The organism is Streptomyces sp. NPDC043738, from assembly GCF_056436545.1.
In genome coordinates, this window is the sequence record NZ_JBWKCJ010000025.1 from 1 (window position 1) to 16486 (window position 16486).

Below are 16486 nucleotides of genomic sequence, written 5' to 3' on the forward strand. Positions count from 1 at the left end.
TCTGGCGTTGACTTTTGGCACGCTGTTGAGTTCTCAAGGAACGGACGCTTCCTTTGTTCCTGTTTCACCAGGATCTCCGGGCGCTTCCCTTCGGTGTTTCACACTCTATCAGGCCTTTTCCGGCTTTCGAACCGCTGCTTTTCTGCAGACACGCAGAAGCGCAATTCTTGAGTCGCGATCAAGACGCTTGGGAGTGCCGCCCACCTCAACTGGACGCAGTGATTTCGTCCTGGCTGTCCGGGGCAGGTCTCAGACAGTACAGCTCTGCTGTGGGCGAGGCAAATCGATTCAGCGGGACGCGTGGTGTGCAACTGGCGCCTGTCATGCGGAACCGTCAGTTCCTATGACTTACGCTTCTGAACGGTGCGCCGTCCAGGACAGGTAGTGACGGCGGCCTGATGAATCTCCACCCCTGGGAGGCTTCCCATGACCACCGTGACGTCCCCGCTCGCAGGACGCGCCATCGGACTCGCGGCTGTGCCCGACCCGGTGTTCTCCGGCGCGATGGTGGGTCCCGGTACCGCCATCGACCCCGTTCGTGAACCGTCTGCCGCCGTCTCGCCCGTGGACGGTGTCCTTGTGTCACTGCACCCGCATGCGTTCGTCGTCGTCGACGGTGAGGGGCACGGCGTGCTCACTCACCTCGGTATCGACACCGTTCAGCTCAATGGCGAGGGCTTCGAGCTGCTCGTGAACAAGGGCGACACCGTCACCCGCGGCCAGGAGATCGTGCGCTGGAACCCGGCCGCGGTCGAAGAGGCCGGCAAGTCGCCGGTGTGCCCGGTCGTCGCGCTCGAGGCCACCGCCGACTCGCTCGGCGCTGTGCGCGAGGACGGCGACATCAAGGCGGGCGACGAGCTCTTCTCCTGGCAGTAGCCGGGCGCCGTCCCCAACGGCAGAGACGACATTCACCGCGGCGGCCGGGCCGTCGCATCAACCGGAGACGGGTGCAATGGAGACAACGCTGCGAGGCGTCGGTGTGAGCCACGGTGTGGCCATAGGCGAGGTGCGGCACATGGGCACGGCGGTTCTCGAGCCGCCGGCCAAGCAGATTCCGGCGGATGAGGCGGAGCGCGAACAGGGGCGTGCCCGTCAGGCCGTGGAGGCTGTCGCCGCCGACCTGATAGCGCGTGGAAACCTGGCGGGCGGCGAGGCGCAGGCCGTTCTGGAGGCCCAGGCGCTGATGGCGCAGGACCCCGAGCTGATGGCGGACGTCGAGCGGCGGATCGCCGTCGGCAGCACCGCCGAGCGCGGTGTGTACGACGCCTTCGCGGCCTACCGGGCGCTGCTTGCGGGTGCCGGTGAGTACCTGGCGGGGCGGGTCGCCGACCTCGACGACGTGCGCAACCGTATCGTCGCCCGGCTGCTGGGTGTGCCGATGCCGGGGGTGCCGGACAGCGACGAGCCGTATGTGCTGATCGCGCGGGATCTGGCGCCGGCCGACACCGCGCTGCTCGACCCGACGCTGGTGCTCGGGTTCGTCACCGAGGAGGGCGGGCCGACCAGTCACAGCGCGATTCTGGCGCGGGCGCTGGGTGTGCCGGCCGTCGTGGCGCTGCCGGGCGCGGGTGAGCTGGTCGAGGGCACGGTGATCGCCGTCGACGGCAGCACCGGAGAGATCTTCGTGGAGCCGAGCGCCGAGAAGCGGGCGGAGCTGGAGCGGGCCGCCGCGGAGCGGAAGGCGGCGCTGGCCGCCTCGTCCGGTCCCGGGGCCACCTCCGACGGGCACAAGGTGCCGCTGCTGGCGAACGTCGGCGGGCCCGTTGATGTGGCCGCTGCCGTGGAGGCCGGGGCCGAGGGTGTCGGGCTCTTCCGTACCGAGTTCCTGTTCCTGGACGACAGCAAGCAGGCGCCGTCCGAGGCCAAGCAGGTCGAGGCGTACCGGAAGGTGCTGGAGGCGTTCCCGGAGGGCCGCGTGGTCGTACGCGTGCTGGACGCCGGTGCCGACAAGCCGCTGGACTTCCTGACGCCGGCCGACGAGCCGAACCCGGCGCTGGGTGTGCGGGGTCTGCGTACGCTGCTCGACCACCCCGAGGTGCTGCGTACCCAGCTGACGGCGCTGGCGAAGGCTGCCGAGGGGCTGCCGGTCTACCTCGAGGTCATGGCCCCGATGGTGGCGGACCGGATCGACGCCAAGGCGTTCGCGGACGCGTGCCGGGAGGCCGGGCTGCGGGCGAAGTTCGGTGCGATGGTGGAGATTCCGTCCGCGGCGCTGCGGGCCCGCTCGATTCTGCAAGAGGTGGAGTTCCTTTCGCTGGGGACCAACGACCTGGCGCAGTACACCTTCGCCGCCGACCGTCAGGTGGGTGCGGTCTCGCGCCTGCAGGATCCCTGGCAGCCGGCGCTGCTCGACCTCGTGGCGGCTTCGGCCGAGGCCGCGAAGGCCGAGGGCAAGAGCTGTGGTGTCTGCGGTGAGGCGGCCTCCGATCCGCTGCTGGCGTGTGTGCTGACGGGGCTCGGTGTCACCAGCCTGTCGATGGGTGCGGCGTCGATTCCCTATGTGCGGGCGACGCTGGCCAAGCACACGCTGGCGCAGTGCGAGCGTGCGGCGGCCGCGGCGCGGGCCGCGGACACCGCCGAGGACGCCCGGGCGGCCGCGCAGGCGGTGCTCTCCGGCGAGTGATGTCGCAGGAGACGTCGTAGAGCCTTGACGGCCGTCCCGCCCTTGTGGCGGGGCGGCCGTTTCGTGTGTGCCGCGGTGCGTGCGGCTCAGTGGTCGTGGGCGTCGGGCGGGGGGTCGAGGGGCAGGCCGGGGGCGTAGTCGACGCCGGGCTCGGGCGGGATCGGTTCTCCGCTGTCGGCGTCGGTGCAGTAGGCGGTGAAGACCTCGGCAGCGGTGAGCGGGCGGAGCCAGGAGTCGCGCAGGGACCAGCCGCGGACCGTGTCGCGGAGGGGCCCGGCGGTGGAGGCGGGGTGGGCTGCGCCCGCGGGTCCGGTGGGGTCGGCGGTCGTACGCGAGACGATGCCGCCGGGGAGGCGCAGGGCGAGGCCGGTGGCGAGGACGGTGCAGAAGACGAGGGTCTCGGATTCGGTGAGCCTGAGGCGGTCGCCGGTGCCGTCGGTGGCGCGCAGGACCGCGAGGAGGGACGGCTCGCCCGCGGCGACGGAGCAGACGAGGTGGTGGGTGCCGCCGCCGAGGGACGTCAGCAGCTGCTGGAGGGCTTGGGTGGCGCGGGCGAAGGCGGCGTGGGCGAGGTCGGCGCCGCAGCCCTCGCAGCTGCCTGCGCGGGCGAGGAGGGCGGCGGCGTGGTTCCAGGCCGCCAGGCGGTCGGCCTCCTCGACGAGTAACGGCAGCAGCTGCCTCAGCGGCTCGCCTTCGTACGTCACCCGGGCGCCGGTGCGGGCGGCTTCGGCGGTGTAGCGGGTGCGGCTGTCGGGGCGGTCGGGGTCCAGGTCCTGCTCCGCGCAGTACTTCTCGAAGGCGGCCGGGTCGAAGAGGCTGAGGGTGGTGAGCACGCCCTGGGCGGCGAGGGTGCGCAGCAGGGTCTCCATCTGCTGGAGGTAGCTGCCGTGGTCGTCGAAGGGGAAGGTGCGGTAGCGGCGCATGGCGGTGAAGTCCTGCTCGTCGGCGAGGACGGCGGCGGTGCTGGGGACTTCGCGGCGCAGTGTGCGGTGGGTGGCGGACCGGTTGGTGTGCCGGGATGCGGATGTCATGACTCCCCCTGGGTGAGATGCGCCCGTTGCGAGCGGGACGCTGACCGAACGTCACTTGTCACTCACAGTAATCGGAGGGTCTGACAATCGCGGCCGGCGCCGGACCGACGGGCCGCGGGTGCCCGGTCGGTCCGGCGCCGGCCGCGCCCGCTGCCTACGTCGTGGGGCTCTGGGCCGCGCGGTCGCGGGCCACCCGCTCGTAGAAGCTCAGGAGTGCGATGTCGTCGACGGAGCCGGGGTTGACGGCCTTGTCGAGGGGGGTGCCCTGCAGGAGGCGTTTGACGGGCACCTCGATGCGCTTGCCGGTGAGGGTGTGGGGCACGCCGGGGGCTTCGATGATGTCGTCGGGGACGTGCCGCGGCGAGAGCTGTTCGCGCAGGGTGCGCTTGATACGGTCGCGCAGGTCGTCGTCGAGGGTGGCGCCGGGGGCGAGGTGGACGAAGAGCGGCATCCAGTAGCCGCCGTCGGGGAGTTCCAGGCCGATGACGAGGGATTCGCGGATCTCGGGGAGCCGTTCGACGACTTCGTAGATGTCGGCGGAGCCCATCCGGACGCCCTGGCGGTTGAGGGTGGAGTCGGAGCGGCCGTGGATGACGACGCTGCCGCGGGAGGTGACGGTGATCCAGTCGCCGTGCCGCCAGACACCGGGGTACATGTCGAAGTAGCTGTCGTGGTAGCGGGCGCCGTCGGGGTCGTTCCAGAAGCGGGTGGGCATGGACGGCATGGGGTTGGTGACGACGAGTTCGCCGACCTCGTCGATGACGGGCTTGCCCTGGGGGTCCCAGGCCTGCAGGTCGGTGCCGAGGCAGGGGGCCTGGAGCTCACCGATGTGGACGGGGAGGGTGGGGACGGCGCCGGCGAAGCAGCTGCAGACGTCGGTGCCGCCGCTGACCGAGGCCATCCACAGGTCGGCGCCGCTCTCCGCGAAGGAGTCGTGCAGCCAGCGGAAGCCGTCCGGCGGGAGCGGCGAGCCGGTGGTGGCCACGCAGGTGATGGCGGAGAGGTCGAGGTCGCGGGCGGGGTGGATGCCGGCCTTGCGGCAGGCCATGACGTAGGCGGCGGAGGTGCCGAAGAGGGTGGCGCGGGTGGTTTCGGCGACCTGCCACTGGGCGGTGATGTCGGGGTGGCCGGGGCTGCCGTCGTAGAGCACGATGGTGGAGCCCACCAGCAGGCCGGCGACGAGGAAGTTCCACATCATCCAGCCGGTGGAGGTGTACCAGAAGAACCGGTCGCCCGGGCCGAGGTCGCAGTGCAGCCCGGTCTGCTTGAGGTGTTCGAGCAGGATGCCGCCCTGGGACTGGACGATGGCCTTGGGCAGTCCGGTGGTGCCGGAGGAGTACAGCACCCACAGCGGGTGGTCGAACGGGACCTGTTCGAAGACCGGTTCGGTGTTCTGCGAGGTCAGGTCCGACCAGTTCACGGCGCCTTCGGGAGCGGGGGTGCCGAGCAGCGGGATGTGGACGACGGCGCGCAGGGTGGGCAGTTCGGCGCGGAGTTCGCCGACGGTGTCGCGGCGGTCGTGCTCCTTGCCGCCGTAGCGGTAGCCGTCGACGGTGAACAGGACGACCGGTTCGATCTGCTGGAAGCGGTCCAGGACGCTGCGGGCGCCGAAGTCGGGGGCGCAGGAGGTCCATACGGCGCCGACGGCGGCGGTGGCCAGGAGGGCGACGACGGCCTGCGGGATGTTGGGGACGTAGCCGCTGACCCGGTCTCCGGGGCGGACGCCGAGGCGGCGGAGCGCGGCGGCCAGCGATCCGACCTGGGCGCGCAGCTCCGCCCAGGTGACGGGGGTGGGCTCGTGGGTCTCGTCGACGTACAGGAGCGCGGGGTCGTCGGCGCGCGCCGGGTCCTCGCCGGCGCGCAGGGCGTGCTCGGCGTAGTTGAGGGTGGCGCCGGGGAACCAGCGGGCGCCGGGCATCGCGGGGTCGGCGAGGACGGTGTCGTAGGGGGTGGCGAAGCGGACGTCGAACCATTCGGCGGTGGCCTGCCAGAAGGCGGGCAGTGCGTCGACGGACCACCGGTGCAGGGCGGCGTAGCCGGCGGCGGGGTCTCCGGGGGTGGCGGCGGGCGCGCCGTGCCGCTCGGCGGCCCAGGTGTGGAAGCGGGTGACCTGCGCGCCGGCGATACGGTCCGGGCCGGGCTGCCAGAGGGGTTCCGGCCGGTGGTCGGACTGCGGTGCGGTGGTCATGATGCGGCTCCCGGTCGGTACGCGTGGTGTGCGTCGTATGCGTCGGGCGCGCACCGCGGCGGGGGTCCCCCGGCCCGACGTGTGCGCGTGACACGGCTTGCCTGGACGATGCCATGTGATCGACTTGTGCACCAGGGTGGGCTCCCCACATTCGGGGTGTGGCGGATGTGGCGTTGCCATGTGGTGCGGGCCGGGCCGGGAAGGGGGCCGTCGGGATTCGGCCACCGGGCGGCATTCCTCAGGCCTCAAGGTGGCCGAGCGTGACCTCGTGCAGGTGAACGGCAGTTGAACGCTGCCCTGATGCCCGGACGTCAATGGCAGGCTGACCGGCATGGACGGGCGTGATCTGGTGCGGTCGGTACGGGTGGTCAGGGCGGTCGGGCCGGCGCAGGGGCTGCGGTCCGTGCGCTCGGCATGGCGGGCGCGGAGGGCGGATGCGAGGGCGCTGCCGCGCGGCGGCGGGGAGCGGGCGCGGGTACCGGGGGCGGCGTGTGGCGCGGAGCCGCTGCCGGGCGGCGGGGTGATCCGCTTCGCGCGGTCGTCGCTGCGGGTGCGGGTGGCGTCGGGTGGTGCCGTCTTCTGCGGCTGGGACGGTGCCGAGCCGGAGCCCTCCTACGCGCTGGCCGGGGCGTGTCCCGAGGTGGACGCCCGGGCGGTGTTGGAGCCCGATACGGAGGGCGGCTGGCGGGTGGTCTCCGAGCGGGTGCTGGTGGCGGTGTCCCGGCACGGCGCGGTGGAGGTGCGCACACCGGGCGGAGCGGTGCTGCGGCGGGAGCTGCCGCCGCGCTGGTGGGACCGTACGGACGTGGAGGGCGCATCCGGGGCGGGCGGACGTGCGGAGGCGTGCGGCGCGTCGCGGTGGATACAGCGCTCGGAGGTGGCGGCCGACGCCCGGTTCTTCGGTCTGGGCGGCCGGGCGCACGGGCCGCGGCTGCGGGACGGCGCGTACCGGCTGTGGAACACCGATCCGGGCGGTGCGTTCGAGCCCGGCGACGATCCGCTGTCGGTGACGATGCCGGTGCAGCTGGTGGTGGCGGACGCGGGTACCCATCTGGTCTTCCACGACAACTCCTGGGACGGCCGGGTGCTGCTCCGGGAGGGCGCGGAGGGCGCGGGCTCGGGGCACGACCGTCCGGGCAGCTGCGAGGTGCGGATGGACGGCGGGCCGCTGCGCTACTGGGTGCTGGCCGGCACCCCGGCCAGGGTGCTGCAGGTCTGGACGGCGCTGACCGGGGCGCCCGCACTGCCGCCCCAGTGGGCGCTGGGCCACCAGCACGCCCGTTGGGGCTTCGGCGGCCAGGACGAGGTGCGCCGGGTGGTGGACGGCTATCAGGAGCGCGAACTGCCGCTGTCCGCCGTCCATTTGGACATCGACCATTTCGACCGGCACCGGGTGTTCACCGTCGATCGCGCACGCTATCCGGATCTGCCGGGCCTGGCCCGGGAGTTGCGGGCGCAGGGGGTGCGCCTGGTGTCGATCGTGGATCCGGCGGTGAAGGCGCAGCCGGGCGACGCGGTGTACGAGGGCGGGGCGGCGTCCGACGCCTTCGTACGGGACGCGCGGGGGCGGGAGGTGCGCGGGGTGGTGTGGCCCGGCGAATCGGTGTACCCGGACTTCACCGACGCGCGGGTGCGCAAGTGGTGGGGTGCGCAGTACGCGGAGCGGCTGGCGCAGGGCTTCGCCGGCTTCTGGCACGACATGAACGAGCCGGTCTCCTTCGCGGCCTTCGGGGAGCAGACGCTGCCGCGCTCGGCCCGGCATGTGCTGGAGGGGCGGGGCGGCGACCACCGCGAGGCGCACAACGTCTACGGTCTGGCGATGGCGCAGGCCGGCTTCGAGGGGCTGTGCGAACTGCGCCCGGCCGAGCGGCCGTTCCTCTTCTCCCGTTCTGGCTGGGCGGGGATGCAGCGCTACGGGGGCACCTGGTCGGGGGACGTGGCGACGGGCTGGCCGGGGCTGCGGGCCTCGTTGTCGCTGGTGCTGGGGCTGGGGCTGTGCGGGGTGCCGTACAGCGGCCCCGATGTCGGCGGGTTCTCCGAGGCGCCCTCCCGGGAGCTGTATCTGCGCTGGTTCCAACTGGGCGCGTATCTGCCGCTGTTCCGTACGCACTCGGCGATCTGGGCGGGACGGCGGGAGCCGTGGGAGTTCGGGCCGGAGGTGCTGGAGCACGCCCGTACGGCGCTGCGCGAGCGGCAGCGGCTGCTGCCGTACTTCGAGACGCTGGGCCAGTTGGCGCGGCTGACGGGGGCGCCGTACGTCCGCCCGGTGTGGTGGAGCGCGCCGCGGGACCGGGCGCTGCGGGACTGCGAGGACGCCTTTCTGCTGGGCGACGCGCTGCTGGTGGCGCCGGCACTGGCGGCGGGTGTGACCCGGCGGCCGGTGCGGCTGCCGCGCGGGCGGTGGTACGACACCGCGACCGGGCGGGCCCACGACGGTCCCGGGCAGGTGTGGGTGGACGCGCCGCTGTCGCGGATTCCGGTGCTGGCGCGGGCCGGTGCGGTGCTGCCGGTGGTGGGCGAGGACGGCGGGACGGAGCTGGAGGTGTGGGCACCGGCGGCCGGGCGCGGCGGCAGTGGTCTGGTGGTGCCGGACGCCGGGGACGGCTGGCAGCGGCCGACGGTGGAGCGATTCACCTCGCGGTGGGAGGGCGAACGGGTGGTCGTGGAGCGGCGGGACGGCGGCGCGGTGGGGTATCCGGTGCGGGTGCGGGGGCTGGTGGGTACGTAGCGCGGTTGCGCCCGGTGGGCTCTTCCCCCGCACGGTCGCGTCCGGTGGTGCTCTTCCCCCGCACGCGCCGCGCCTGGTAGACGAGGGGCCATGCCGAGACTCGCTGCCGCGCTGCGCGGCCTGGCCGTTGCCGCCGCCGCCCTGATGACCGTCGCCACACTGCCGTCCGGTGCGGCGGCGGGGTCCGCCCATCGGGCGGCGCCCCCGTCCGCGTTGCCCAAGGGGTTCGTCGCGCTGCGCGAGGTGGACCCCACGATCATTCAGGAGATGCGCTACGTCACCCCGCACAACTTCGTGGGCCTTCCGGTGGACGGCTACCGGCGGCCGACGTGCCTGCTGACCCGGGACGCCGCGCGGGCGCTGCACCGCGCGCAGCTCTCCTTCCTCAAGCGGGGGCTCTCGCTGAAGGTGTACGACTGCTATCGGCCGCAGCGCGCCGTGGACCACTTCGTCCGGTGGGCCAGGGACCTGGGTGACCAGCGGATGAAGGCGGAGTTCTATCCGCGGGTGGACAAGACCAGGCTGTTCGACGACGGCTATATCGCGGCCAAGTCGGGTCACAGCAGGGGAAGTACGCTCGATGTGACGCTGGTGCGGCTGCCGGCCGTGCCCACCCGTCCGTATGTGCCGGGTGAGCCGCTGACGCCCTGTTACGGGCCGAGGGCCGGGCGCTTCCCGGACAACTCGCTCGACATGGGCACCGGCTTCGACTGCTTCGACACGCTCGCGCACACCCTCGACCCGCGCGTCCGCGGGCGCCAGCTGGCCCATCGCCTGCTGCTCAAGAAGGGGCTGGAACGGGCCGGGTTCGTGAACCTGCCGGAGGAGTGGTGGCACTACACCTTCAAGCCCGAGCCCTTTCCGGACACCTACTTCGACTTCCCCGTCCAGTGACGGCTCGCCCGTCCGGTGACCTCGCCGGCGCCACCGCCGGCGGTCATCGCGCGCTCTCCTCAGGACGCAGCAGCGCCGGGTGCAGCAGCCGGGCGTCGCCCGCCCGGTAGAGGCGGGCGCGCGGTCCGCCGCGGGCTCCGCCACGCGACGCGGTCGCCCCGGTGGCTTCGACGAAGCCGGGGACGGAGAGCACCTTGCGGTGGAAGTTGCCGGCGTGCAGTGGGCTGCCCCAGATGGATTCGTAGACGCCGCGGAGTTCGACGATGGTGAACTCGGTGCCGAGGAAGGCCGTGGCCAGCGGGGTGTACTCGATCTTGGCACGGGCCCGGTCGAGGCCGTCGGCGACGATGCGGGCGTGGTCGAAGGCGAGCGGGAGCGACGCCTCGGCGACATCTGGGGCGGGTGCCCGGTCGGCCGGGGTCCGGGGCGCGGAATCACCCCCGTCGATCCCGCGCCCCGGACCCTGATGTGGGGGACGCGGGCGGGCCGCGTCCGGTTCGCCGAGCGCCAGTGCGCCGACCGGGACCCAGGCGGCGGCCGTGGCGTCGCCGCCGCCGCGCGCCTCGGGGAGGTCGGGTGCGAAGGCGAGGTAGGCGACGGTGACCACGGGCATCCGCGGGTCCCGGCCGGGGTCGCCGTACGAGCCGAGCTGTTCGAGGTGGACGCGCTCCAGCTGGGTGGCGTCCAGCCCGGTCTCCTCGGCCAGTTCGCGGGCGGCGGCCTCGTCGAGTGACTCCCGGCCGGCGCGGACGAAGCCGCCCGGCAGCGCCCAGGCGCCCTGGAAGGGCCGGCCGCCGCGCTCGACGAGCAGGACGTGCAGGGCGCCCGCGCGCAGGGTCAGCGCGACGATGTCGACGGTCACGGCGATGGCCGGGAAGTCACGCGGGTCGTAGGCCGTGAGGAAGGCGCGCTCGCCGTCGTCGGCGCCGCTGTTCCTGCCGCCCTGCGGATCGGTTTCCACGACCGCACTCCCCTCGTGGCTCATTCTCACTCTGAGTCTTTCTCGGAACGAGAACAACTTAGCAGCGGGTGTGCACGGCGTCCACACCGACAGGAAACCGATGGTCCGTCAGGGTCCCGGGCTCGACGTGTGCCGCACCCTCGAACGTCCTGTGTGCATCGCGCGGCAGCCGCCCGCACGCTCCGGAAGGGTGCGTGAACAGTGCGTTAATCACACCCTGTTGAGGGTGGGGCCGGGGCATGCTGCTCCTCGTGCCTGCCTGGACGGACCAGCTTCGATTCGCCTTCCAGCCCGTCGTGAACCTCTCGACCGGTTCGGTCGCCGCGCTGGAGATACTCGCCCGCCCCGAGCCCGGCGAGATCGACGTTCTGGCCACCGCACGGCGCTGCCCCGACCTGGACGCCGAACTCGCGGCGCTCGCCGTACGGACGGCGGCACACCAGGAGACGCTGCTGCCGCTGCACGTCAACGTGTTCGCGACGACCGTCGCCGAGCTGCCCCGGCTGACGGCGCTGGGCAAGGCCGTGCACGACATCGGCCGGCGGCCGTGGGAGATCACCCTCGATCTCGTCGGGCCGTTCACCCATGTCCCGCGCGCCGCGCTGCTGGAGTCGGTGGCGGTACTGCGCGACGAGGGCTACCGGATCTGCGCGGACGGGGTCGGGGACGGCGATCTGCCGCTGCGGCTGCTCGGCGAGCTCGCACCGGACCTCGTCAAGCTCGATGCGTCGCTGTGCGAGCGGCTGGACACCGACCGGGGGCGGCAGGCCGCGGTGGCCGCGATGCGGCAGCTGTGCGAGCGGATCGGCGGACTGCTGGCCATCGAGGGGGTGGAGAGCGAGCGGCAGTACGCGGCGGTACGGGACGCCGGGGTGCAGCTGGCGCAGGGCCACTTGTTCGCGCCGCCCGCACGGCGGCCGGCCACCGAGGTCTACCTGCCGCCGCCGGCCACGCGGGCGGTGAGCGGGCCGGCGGTGCCCTACCGTCCGCCGTCCGGGCCGCCGGTCGCGCAGTTCCTGCAGCCCGCCGCGCTGCTGCCGATGTCCGCGTCGGCGGGCGCGGTGCGCAGCCATCTCACCGGCTTTCCCGAGGTGTCGGGGGTGCTGCTGGTGGACACCGACGGGGTGCCGGTCCGGGCGATCGACCGGGACCGGTTCCTGCTGTCGCTGTCCGGGCGCTACGGGCACGCGCTGTACGCCGACCGGCCGGCGCTGCGGCTCGCGGACCGGCCGCGGACGGTCGGGGCGGACGCCACCGCCTGGCAGGTGCTGGACGTGATCGCCGAGGGCGACCGCGACCGTACGGGGGACGATGTGGCGGTGGTGGACGAACGCGGCCGGTGCATGGGGGTGGTGCACCTCGCCGACATCGTGCGGGCGCTGGCCGAGAGCCGGGTGGAGGAGGCGGCCCGGCTCAACCCGCTGACCCGGCTGCCCGGTTCGGACGAGGTCAACGGCGAGGTGGACCGGCGGATCGCCGAGGGGCGGGCCTTCGCGCTGAGCTGGCTGGATGTGGACGGTTTCAAGCAGGTCAACGACGGCGCCGGGTTCGCGGCCGGCGACGAGCTGATCCGTGCGGTGGGGCGGACGCTCGCCGGGGTCGCGGCGGGCGAGACGGCCTGCCGGGTCGGCCACATCGGCGGCGACGACTTCCTGGTGCTGACCGAGCCGGAAGGTCTGGAGCCGTTCGCCGCGGCGCTGCTGGACGTGGCCTGGTCGGCGGGCGGGCGGCCGGTCACGCTGTCGCTGGCGACCGCGGTGTGCCCGCCCGGCAGCGTCGGCGGGCACCACGCGGCCGCGGCCGCGCTGGCGCCGCTGAAGAAGGCGGCGAAGGCGCTGCCGGGGGCGAGCTGGGTGCTGGGCCGGCCGGGCTCGCAGCGTACCGAGATCCGGCGCGGGTCACCGGTCCGGATGCCCGGTCCGGCCGGGCCCGCATGCCCCGCCACGCCCGGCCAGAACGGGGTACGGACCCCCGGCCAGGGCGGCACGCGGAGCGGCCCGAGGAGCGGTTGACGCCTCAACATCCTTTGTTGTGCGCGACCTTGACGGCCCATCACCTCGGGTGAACACTTCCGGACGCACCCTACGGAGGACCGGGGGCCGTCCCCGGGGCGAGAGCCAAGGAGCCGCCATGTATTCCAACGGGGACATCCTCGCCGGTGAAGTGATCGGCACCGCGATGCTCATCCTCTTCGGCGCCGGCGTGTGCGCCGCCGTCACCCTGCACCACTCCAAGGCCAGGGCCGCCGGCTGGGTCGTGATCGCGTTCGGCTGGGGCATGGGCGTACTCGCCGGGGCGTACACCGCGGCGCCGCTGTCCGGCGGGCACCTCAACCCCGCGGTGACGGTCGGCTCGGCGGTCGCGGGCGGCACCGAGTGGTCCAAGGTGCCGCTGTACGTCCTGGCCCAGATGCTCGGCGCGGGGATCGGCGCCGTACTGGCCTGGGCGCTGTACTACGCGCAGTTCGCCGCCAACGCCGAGCAGGACAAGGCCCAGCCGACGCTGGGGGTCTTCGCCACCGCACCGGAGGTCCGCAAGCCCGCCGCCAACCTCGTCACCGAGGTCATCGCCACCATCGGCCTGGTGCTGCCCCTGCTGTTCTTCGGCCAGAACAAGGGCATCGGCATCGGCCAGGTGCCCGGCGCGCAGGCGGGGGTCTACGGCTCGGGGATCAATGTGCTGCTGGTGGCGCTGCTGGTGGTCGGCATCGGACTGTCGCTCGGCGGGCCCACCGGCTATGCCATCAACCCGGCCCGCGACCTCGCCCCGCGCCTGGTGCACGCCCTGCTGCCGATCCCCAACAAGGGCTCCTCGGACTGGAGTTACGCCTGGATCCCGGTGGCCGGACCACTGATCGGTGCGGTGCTGGCCGGTCTGGTCCACAACTGCGTGTTCTGACCCGGAAGGCCCCGCACCCACTTCGAGCCAGGACGTCAGGAGGCGTGACGGTATGACCGAGCGAACCGGCAAGACCGAGAAGTACGTGGCCGCGATCGATCAGGGCACCACGTCGAGCCGCTGCATCATCTTCGACCACGACGGGGCGATCGTCGCCGTCGATCAGCGCGAGCACCGGCAGATCTTCCCCAGGCCCGGCTGGGTGGAGCATGACGCGACCGAGATCTGGGCGAAGGTGCAGGCCGTGGTGGCGGGCGCGCTCGCCAGGGCGGGGCTGCGCGCCGACCAGCTCAGCGCCCTGGGCATCACCAACCAGCGGGAGACCACGGTCCTTTGGGACCGGGCCACCGGCAGACCGGTGCACCATGCGATCGTCTGGCAGGACACCCGTACCTCCCAGCTGTGCGCGCAGCTCGGCGGCCGGGACGGCCAGGACCGCTTCCGGGACGCCACCGGTCTGCCGCTGGCCAGCTACTTCTCCGGGCCGAAGGCGGCCTGGCTGCTGGACGAGGTGCCGGGGCTGCGGGCGCGCGCCGAACGCGGCGAGATCGCGTTCGGCACCATCGACTCCTGGCTGATCTGGAATCTGACCGGCGGCACCGACGGCGGCGTGCACGTCACCGACGTGACCAACGCGGGCCGCACGATGCTGATGAACCTGGGCACCCTGCAGTGGGACCCGGCGATCCTGTCGGCGATGAACGTGCCGGCCGCGATGCTGCCGGAGATCCGGCCGTCGGCGGAGGTGTACGGCACGGCGGTGGGGCAGCTGCACGGGGTGCCGGTGGCATCCGCGCTGGGCGACCAGCAGGCCGCGGTGTTCGGCCAGACCTGCTACGGCGTCGGCGAGGCCAAGAACACCTACGGCACCGGCTCGTTCCTGCTGCTCAACACCGGTAACCGCCCCGTTCCGTCCAAGAGCGGGCTGCTGACGACCATGGGCTACCAGCTCGGCGGCGAGGCGCCCGTCTACTGCCTGGAGGGCTCCATCGCCATTACGGGCGCGCTGGTGCAGTGGTTCCGCGACCAGCTCGGGATCATCGCGTCGGCCGAGGAGATCGAGCCGCTGGCGGCGAGCGTCCCGGACAACGGCGGGGCGTATGTGGTGCCGGCGTTCTCCGGCCTGTTCGCACCGTACTGGCGTTCCGACGCGCGCGGGGTGATCACCGGCCTGACCGGGTTCGTCACCAAGGCGCATCTGGCCCGCGCCGTACTGGAGGCGACCAGCTGGCAGACCCGCGAGGTCGTGGACGCCATGTTCCAGGACTCCGGCGTACGGATCACCCGGCTCAAGGTCGACGGCGGGATGACCGCCAACAACCTGCTGATGCAGCATCAGGCGGACGTGCTCGGGGTGCCGGTGATCCGCCCGGTGATCTCGGAGACGACCTGTCTGGGCGCGGCGTACGCGGCCGGGCTGGCGACCGGCGTCTGGCAGGACCTCGACGAGCTGCGCGGCCACTGGAAGCGCGACCGGCAGTGGGAGCCGCGGATGGACGACCGGACCCGCGAGGGCGAGTTCGCCAACTGGCGCAAGGCCGTGGAGCGGAGCTTGGGCTGGCTGCCCGAGGACGGCCCGGCGGCGTCGTAGCGCGAGGCGTGCGGCCCGTGCCCCGGACGGCGGGGGGCGGGCCGTGCTTCGGCGCCCGATCAGGGAAGCGCGGGCTCCCGCCGACGGGCGTCCGCGCGCAGCGCGTGCTGGACGACGGAGATCAGCACGTCCCGGACGGACTCCCGGCGGCGGGCGTCGCACAGCATCACCGGCACCTCGGGGTTCAGGTCCAGGGCCTCGCGTACCGCCTCCGGCGGATACCGGTCGGCGCCCTCGAAGCAGTTGACGGCGACCGTGAACGGCAGGCCGCGCCGCTCGAAGTAGTCGATGGCGGAGAAGCTGTCCGCGAGCCGGCGGGTGTCGGCGAGCACCACCGCGCCGAGCGCGCCGAGCGCCAGCTCGTCCCACAGGAACCAGAAGCGGTCCTGGCCGGGAGTGCCGAAGAGGTAGAGCACCAGCTCGTCGTTGAGGGTGATCCGTCCGAAGTCCATCGCGACGGTGGTGGTGGTCTTGGTCTCCACCCCGTCGAGGTCGTCCACCGGCCGGCCCGCCTCGGTCAGCCGCTCCTCCGTGCGCAGCGGTTTGATCTCGCTGACGGCGCCGACCAGGGTGGTCTTGCCGACCCCGAAGCCGCCCGCGACCAGGATCTTGAGCGTCAGGGGATCGACGGGGGCGGTCCGTCGGCGATGGTCAAAACGCCCGAAGACCATGGGATTCTTCTCCTGAATTGCCGGGAGTGCGGGCGGAGCTCGTCTGTTCCCGCGCGTCGGCGCACAGGGCAGCGGCTGCAAGGGAACGGTACAACGTACGCCGGGCGGCGCCCACTTGAGATGCATCACGCTTGGGCCACAGCCGGTCAGGGCCTGCGGGCCCCGAGCGCCTCGGGCCGGTCGAGCAGTCCCAGCAGGCTCACGAAGCTGGCTTCGATGAAGGCGCAGAGCTCGTCGCGGGCGGCGTCGTCCGACTCCGGCCAGGTGGTGACCGCCTCCTCGGCGAACGCCATCCAGGCGCGGGAGGCCAGCTCCAGGCGCGGGGCGTCGGGCATGCCGAGCCGCCGCTGCCCGTCGCGCAGCCGGCGGGCGATCGTCTCGCGGGTCTCGCCGATGATGTCGGCCACCGCGGGGTGGCTGCCCGCGGGGCCCCGTACCAGCGCGAGGTACGCCTGCCGGTGCTCCAGGACGTAGGCCACGAAGCCGGCGATGAACTCCCGCATCCAGGCGACCGGCTCCAGCGAGCCGTCCGGTTCGGTCGCGACGGTGAAGCGGTCGCACTCGGCGCGGACCACGGCGCGGTAGAAGTCGCGCTTGGAGTCGAAGTAGTGGAAGAGCAGTCCGCGCGAGATACCGGCCCGCCGGGCGACTTCGTCGGTGGACAGCTCGTCCAGGGAGCGGTCGGCGAGCATCTCCAGCCCGATGCCGACCAGCTGCGCGCGGCGCTGGTCGGGGGTGAGTCGGGTGGTTCGCTTGCCGGGCATGCCCGCAGTTTACGGCGGTGGGGGGGGGGGGGGGGGGGGGGGGACGGAACCACACCGCGGAGGGGAGGGGAGGGGTGCGAGGGGGGGGAGAGGGGGGGGGGGGAAAGGTGGGGGGAACTCTCTTGTGAAAAATGGCG

The 16486-nt window shown here is 72.9% G+C and carries 12 protein-coding genes; 7 read left to right on the top strand and 5 right to left on the bottom strand.

Features of this window, described 5'->3' with window-relative positions; all coding sequences use genetic code 11:
- Positions 1–426: 426 nt before the first annotated feature.
- Together AC0680_RS27675 and ptsP are read left to right on the top strand one after the other, a co-directional pair.
- On the top strand, positions 427–876 hold the full coding sequence (locus AC0680_RS27675) for a PTS sugar transporter subunit IIA (RefSeq protein WP_478633774.1): 450 nt from the start codon (positions 427–429) through the stop codon (positions 874–876).
- Between the two features lie 76 nt (positions 877–952).
- Complete coding sequence (gene ptsP / locus AC0680_RS27680; RefSeq protein ID WP_478633777.1) at positions 953–2623, top strand: phosphoenolpyruvate--protein phosphotransferase; 1671 nt, start codon at positions 953–955, stop codon at positions 2621–2623.
- Between the two features lie 86 nt (positions 2624–2709).
- Here ptsP and AC0680_RS27685 read toward each other — a convergent pair whose 3' ends face one another.
- Together AC0680_RS27685 and AC0680_RS27690 are read right to left on the bottom strand one after the other, a co-directional pair.
- Positions 2710–3654, bottom strand: a complete 945-nt coding sequence (locus AC0680_RS27685) for a hypothetical protein (RefSeq protein ID WP_478633779.1) — start codon at positions 3652–3654, stop codon at positions 2710–2712.
- A gap of 154 nt (positions 3655–3808) precedes the next feature.
- Entirely contained in the window at positions 3809–5842 is a 2034-nt protein-coding gene (locus AC0680_RS27690) for an acetoacetate--CoA ligase (RefSeq protein WP_478633781.1), read from the bottom strand.
- A 331-nt stretch (positions 5843–6173) separates the two neighbouring features.
- On the opposite strand from AC0680_RS27690, the gene AC0680_RS27695 reads away from it, so the two are divergent.
- Positions 6174–8570 (top strand): glycoside hydrolase family 31 protein, encoded by a 2397-nt coding sequence (locus tag AC0680_RS27695; RefSeq protein ID WP_478633783.1) that lies wholly within the window; start codon positions 6174–6176, stop codon positions 8568–8570.
- A gap of 90 nt (positions 8571–8660) precedes the next feature.
- On the top strand, positions 8661–9464 hold the full coding sequence (locus AC0680_RS27700) for a M15 family metallopeptidase (protein ID WP_478633785.1): 804 nt from the start codon (positions 8661–8663) through the stop codon (positions 9462–9464).
- 43 nt (positions 9465–9507) lie between these two features.
- On the opposite strand, the gene AC0680_RS27705 is transcribed toward AC0680_RS27700, so the two are convergent.
- Entirely contained in the window at positions 9508–10425 is a 918-nt protein-coding gene (locus tag AC0680_RS27705; protein WP_478633788.1) for an NUDIX hydrolase, read from the bottom strand.
- 251 nt (positions 10426–10676) lie between these two features.
- Between AC0680_RS27705 and AC0680_RS27710 the strand changes: the two genes are divergently transcribed.
- From AC0680_RS27710 to glpK, 3 genes are all read left to right on the top strand, one after another.
- Positions 10677–12437, top strand: coding sequence for a bifunctional diguanylate cyclase/phosphodiesterase (locus AC0680_RS27710; protein ID WP_478633791.1), 1761 nt, complete (start codon positions 10677–10679; stop codon positions 12435–12437).
- Between the two features lie 118 nt (positions 12438–12555).
- Positions 12556–13323, top strand: a complete 768-nt coding sequence (locus AC0680_RS27715) for an MIP/aquaporin family protein (protein WP_478633793.1) — start codon at positions 12556–12558, stop codon at positions 13321–13323.
- Between the two features lie 52 nt (positions 13324–13375).
- The gene (glpK, locus tag AC0680_RS27720; RefSeq protein ID WP_478633796.1) at positions 13376–14914 is read left to right on the top strand and encodes a glycerol kinase GlpK; all 1539 of its coding nucleotides are present in this window, start codon (positions 13376–13378) and stop codon (positions 14912–14914) included.
- Between the two features lie 59 nt (positions 14915–14973).
- Here the strand turns inward: glpK and AC0680_RS27725 are convergent, their stop codons facing one another.
- Positions 14974–15585: a GTP-binding protein gene (locus AC0680_RS27725; protein WP_478633799.1), complete on the bottom strand. Its 612-nt coding sequence runs from the start codon at positions 15583–15585 to the stop codon at positions 14974–14976.
- 146 nt (positions 15586–15731) lie between these two features.
- Positions 15732–16349, bottom strand: coding sequence for a TetR/AcrR family transcriptional regulator (locus AC0680_RS27730; RefSeq protein WP_478633802.1), 618 nt, complete (start codon positions 16347–16349; stop codon positions 15732–15734).
- Positions 16350–16486 lie beyond the last annotated feature (137 nt).

Excerpts from the sequence above, each read along its gene's own strand:
- AC0680_RS27675 (WP_478633774.1), top strand. The coding sequence starts at position 427 with ATGACCACCGTGACGTCCCCGCTCGCAGGACGCGCCATCGGACTCGCG.
- ptsP (WP_478633777.1), top strand. The coding sequence starts at position 953 with ATGGAGACAACGCTGCGAGGCGTCGGTGTGAGCCACGGTGTGGCCATA.
- AC0680_RS27685 (WP_478633779.1), bottom strand. The coding sequence starts at position 3,654 with ATGACATCCGCATCCCGGCACACCAACCGGTCCGCCACCCACCGCACA.
- AC0680_RS27690 (WP_478633781.1), bottom strand. The coding sequence starts at position 5,842 with ATGACCACCGCACCGCAGTCCGACCACCGGCCGGAACCCCTCTGGCAG.
- AC0680_RS27695 (WP_478633783.1), top strand. The coding sequence starts at position 6,174 with ATGGACGGGCGTGATCTGGTGCGGTCGGTACGGGTGGTCAGGGCGGTC.
- AC0680_RS27700 (WP_478633785.1), top strand. The coding sequence starts at position 8,661 with ATGCCGAGACTCGCTGCCGCGCTGCGCGGCCTGGCCGTTGCCGCCGCC.
- AC0680_RS27715 (WP_478633793.1), top strand. The coding sequence starts at position 12,556 with ATGTATTCCAACGGGGACATCCTCGCCGGTGAAGTGATCGGCACCGCG.
- glpK (WP_478633796.1), top strand. The coding sequence starts at position 13,376 with ATGACCGAGCGAACCGGCAAGACCGAGAAGTACGTGGCCGCGATCGAT.
- AC0680_RS27725 (WP_478633799.1), bottom strand. The coding sequence starts at position 15,585 with ATGGTCTTCGGGCGTTTTGACCATCGCCGACGGACCGCCCCCGTCGAT.
- AC0680_RS27730 (WP_478633802.1), bottom strand. The coding sequence starts at position 16,349 with ATGCCCGGCAAGCGAACCACCCGACTCACCCCCGACCAGCGCCGCGCG.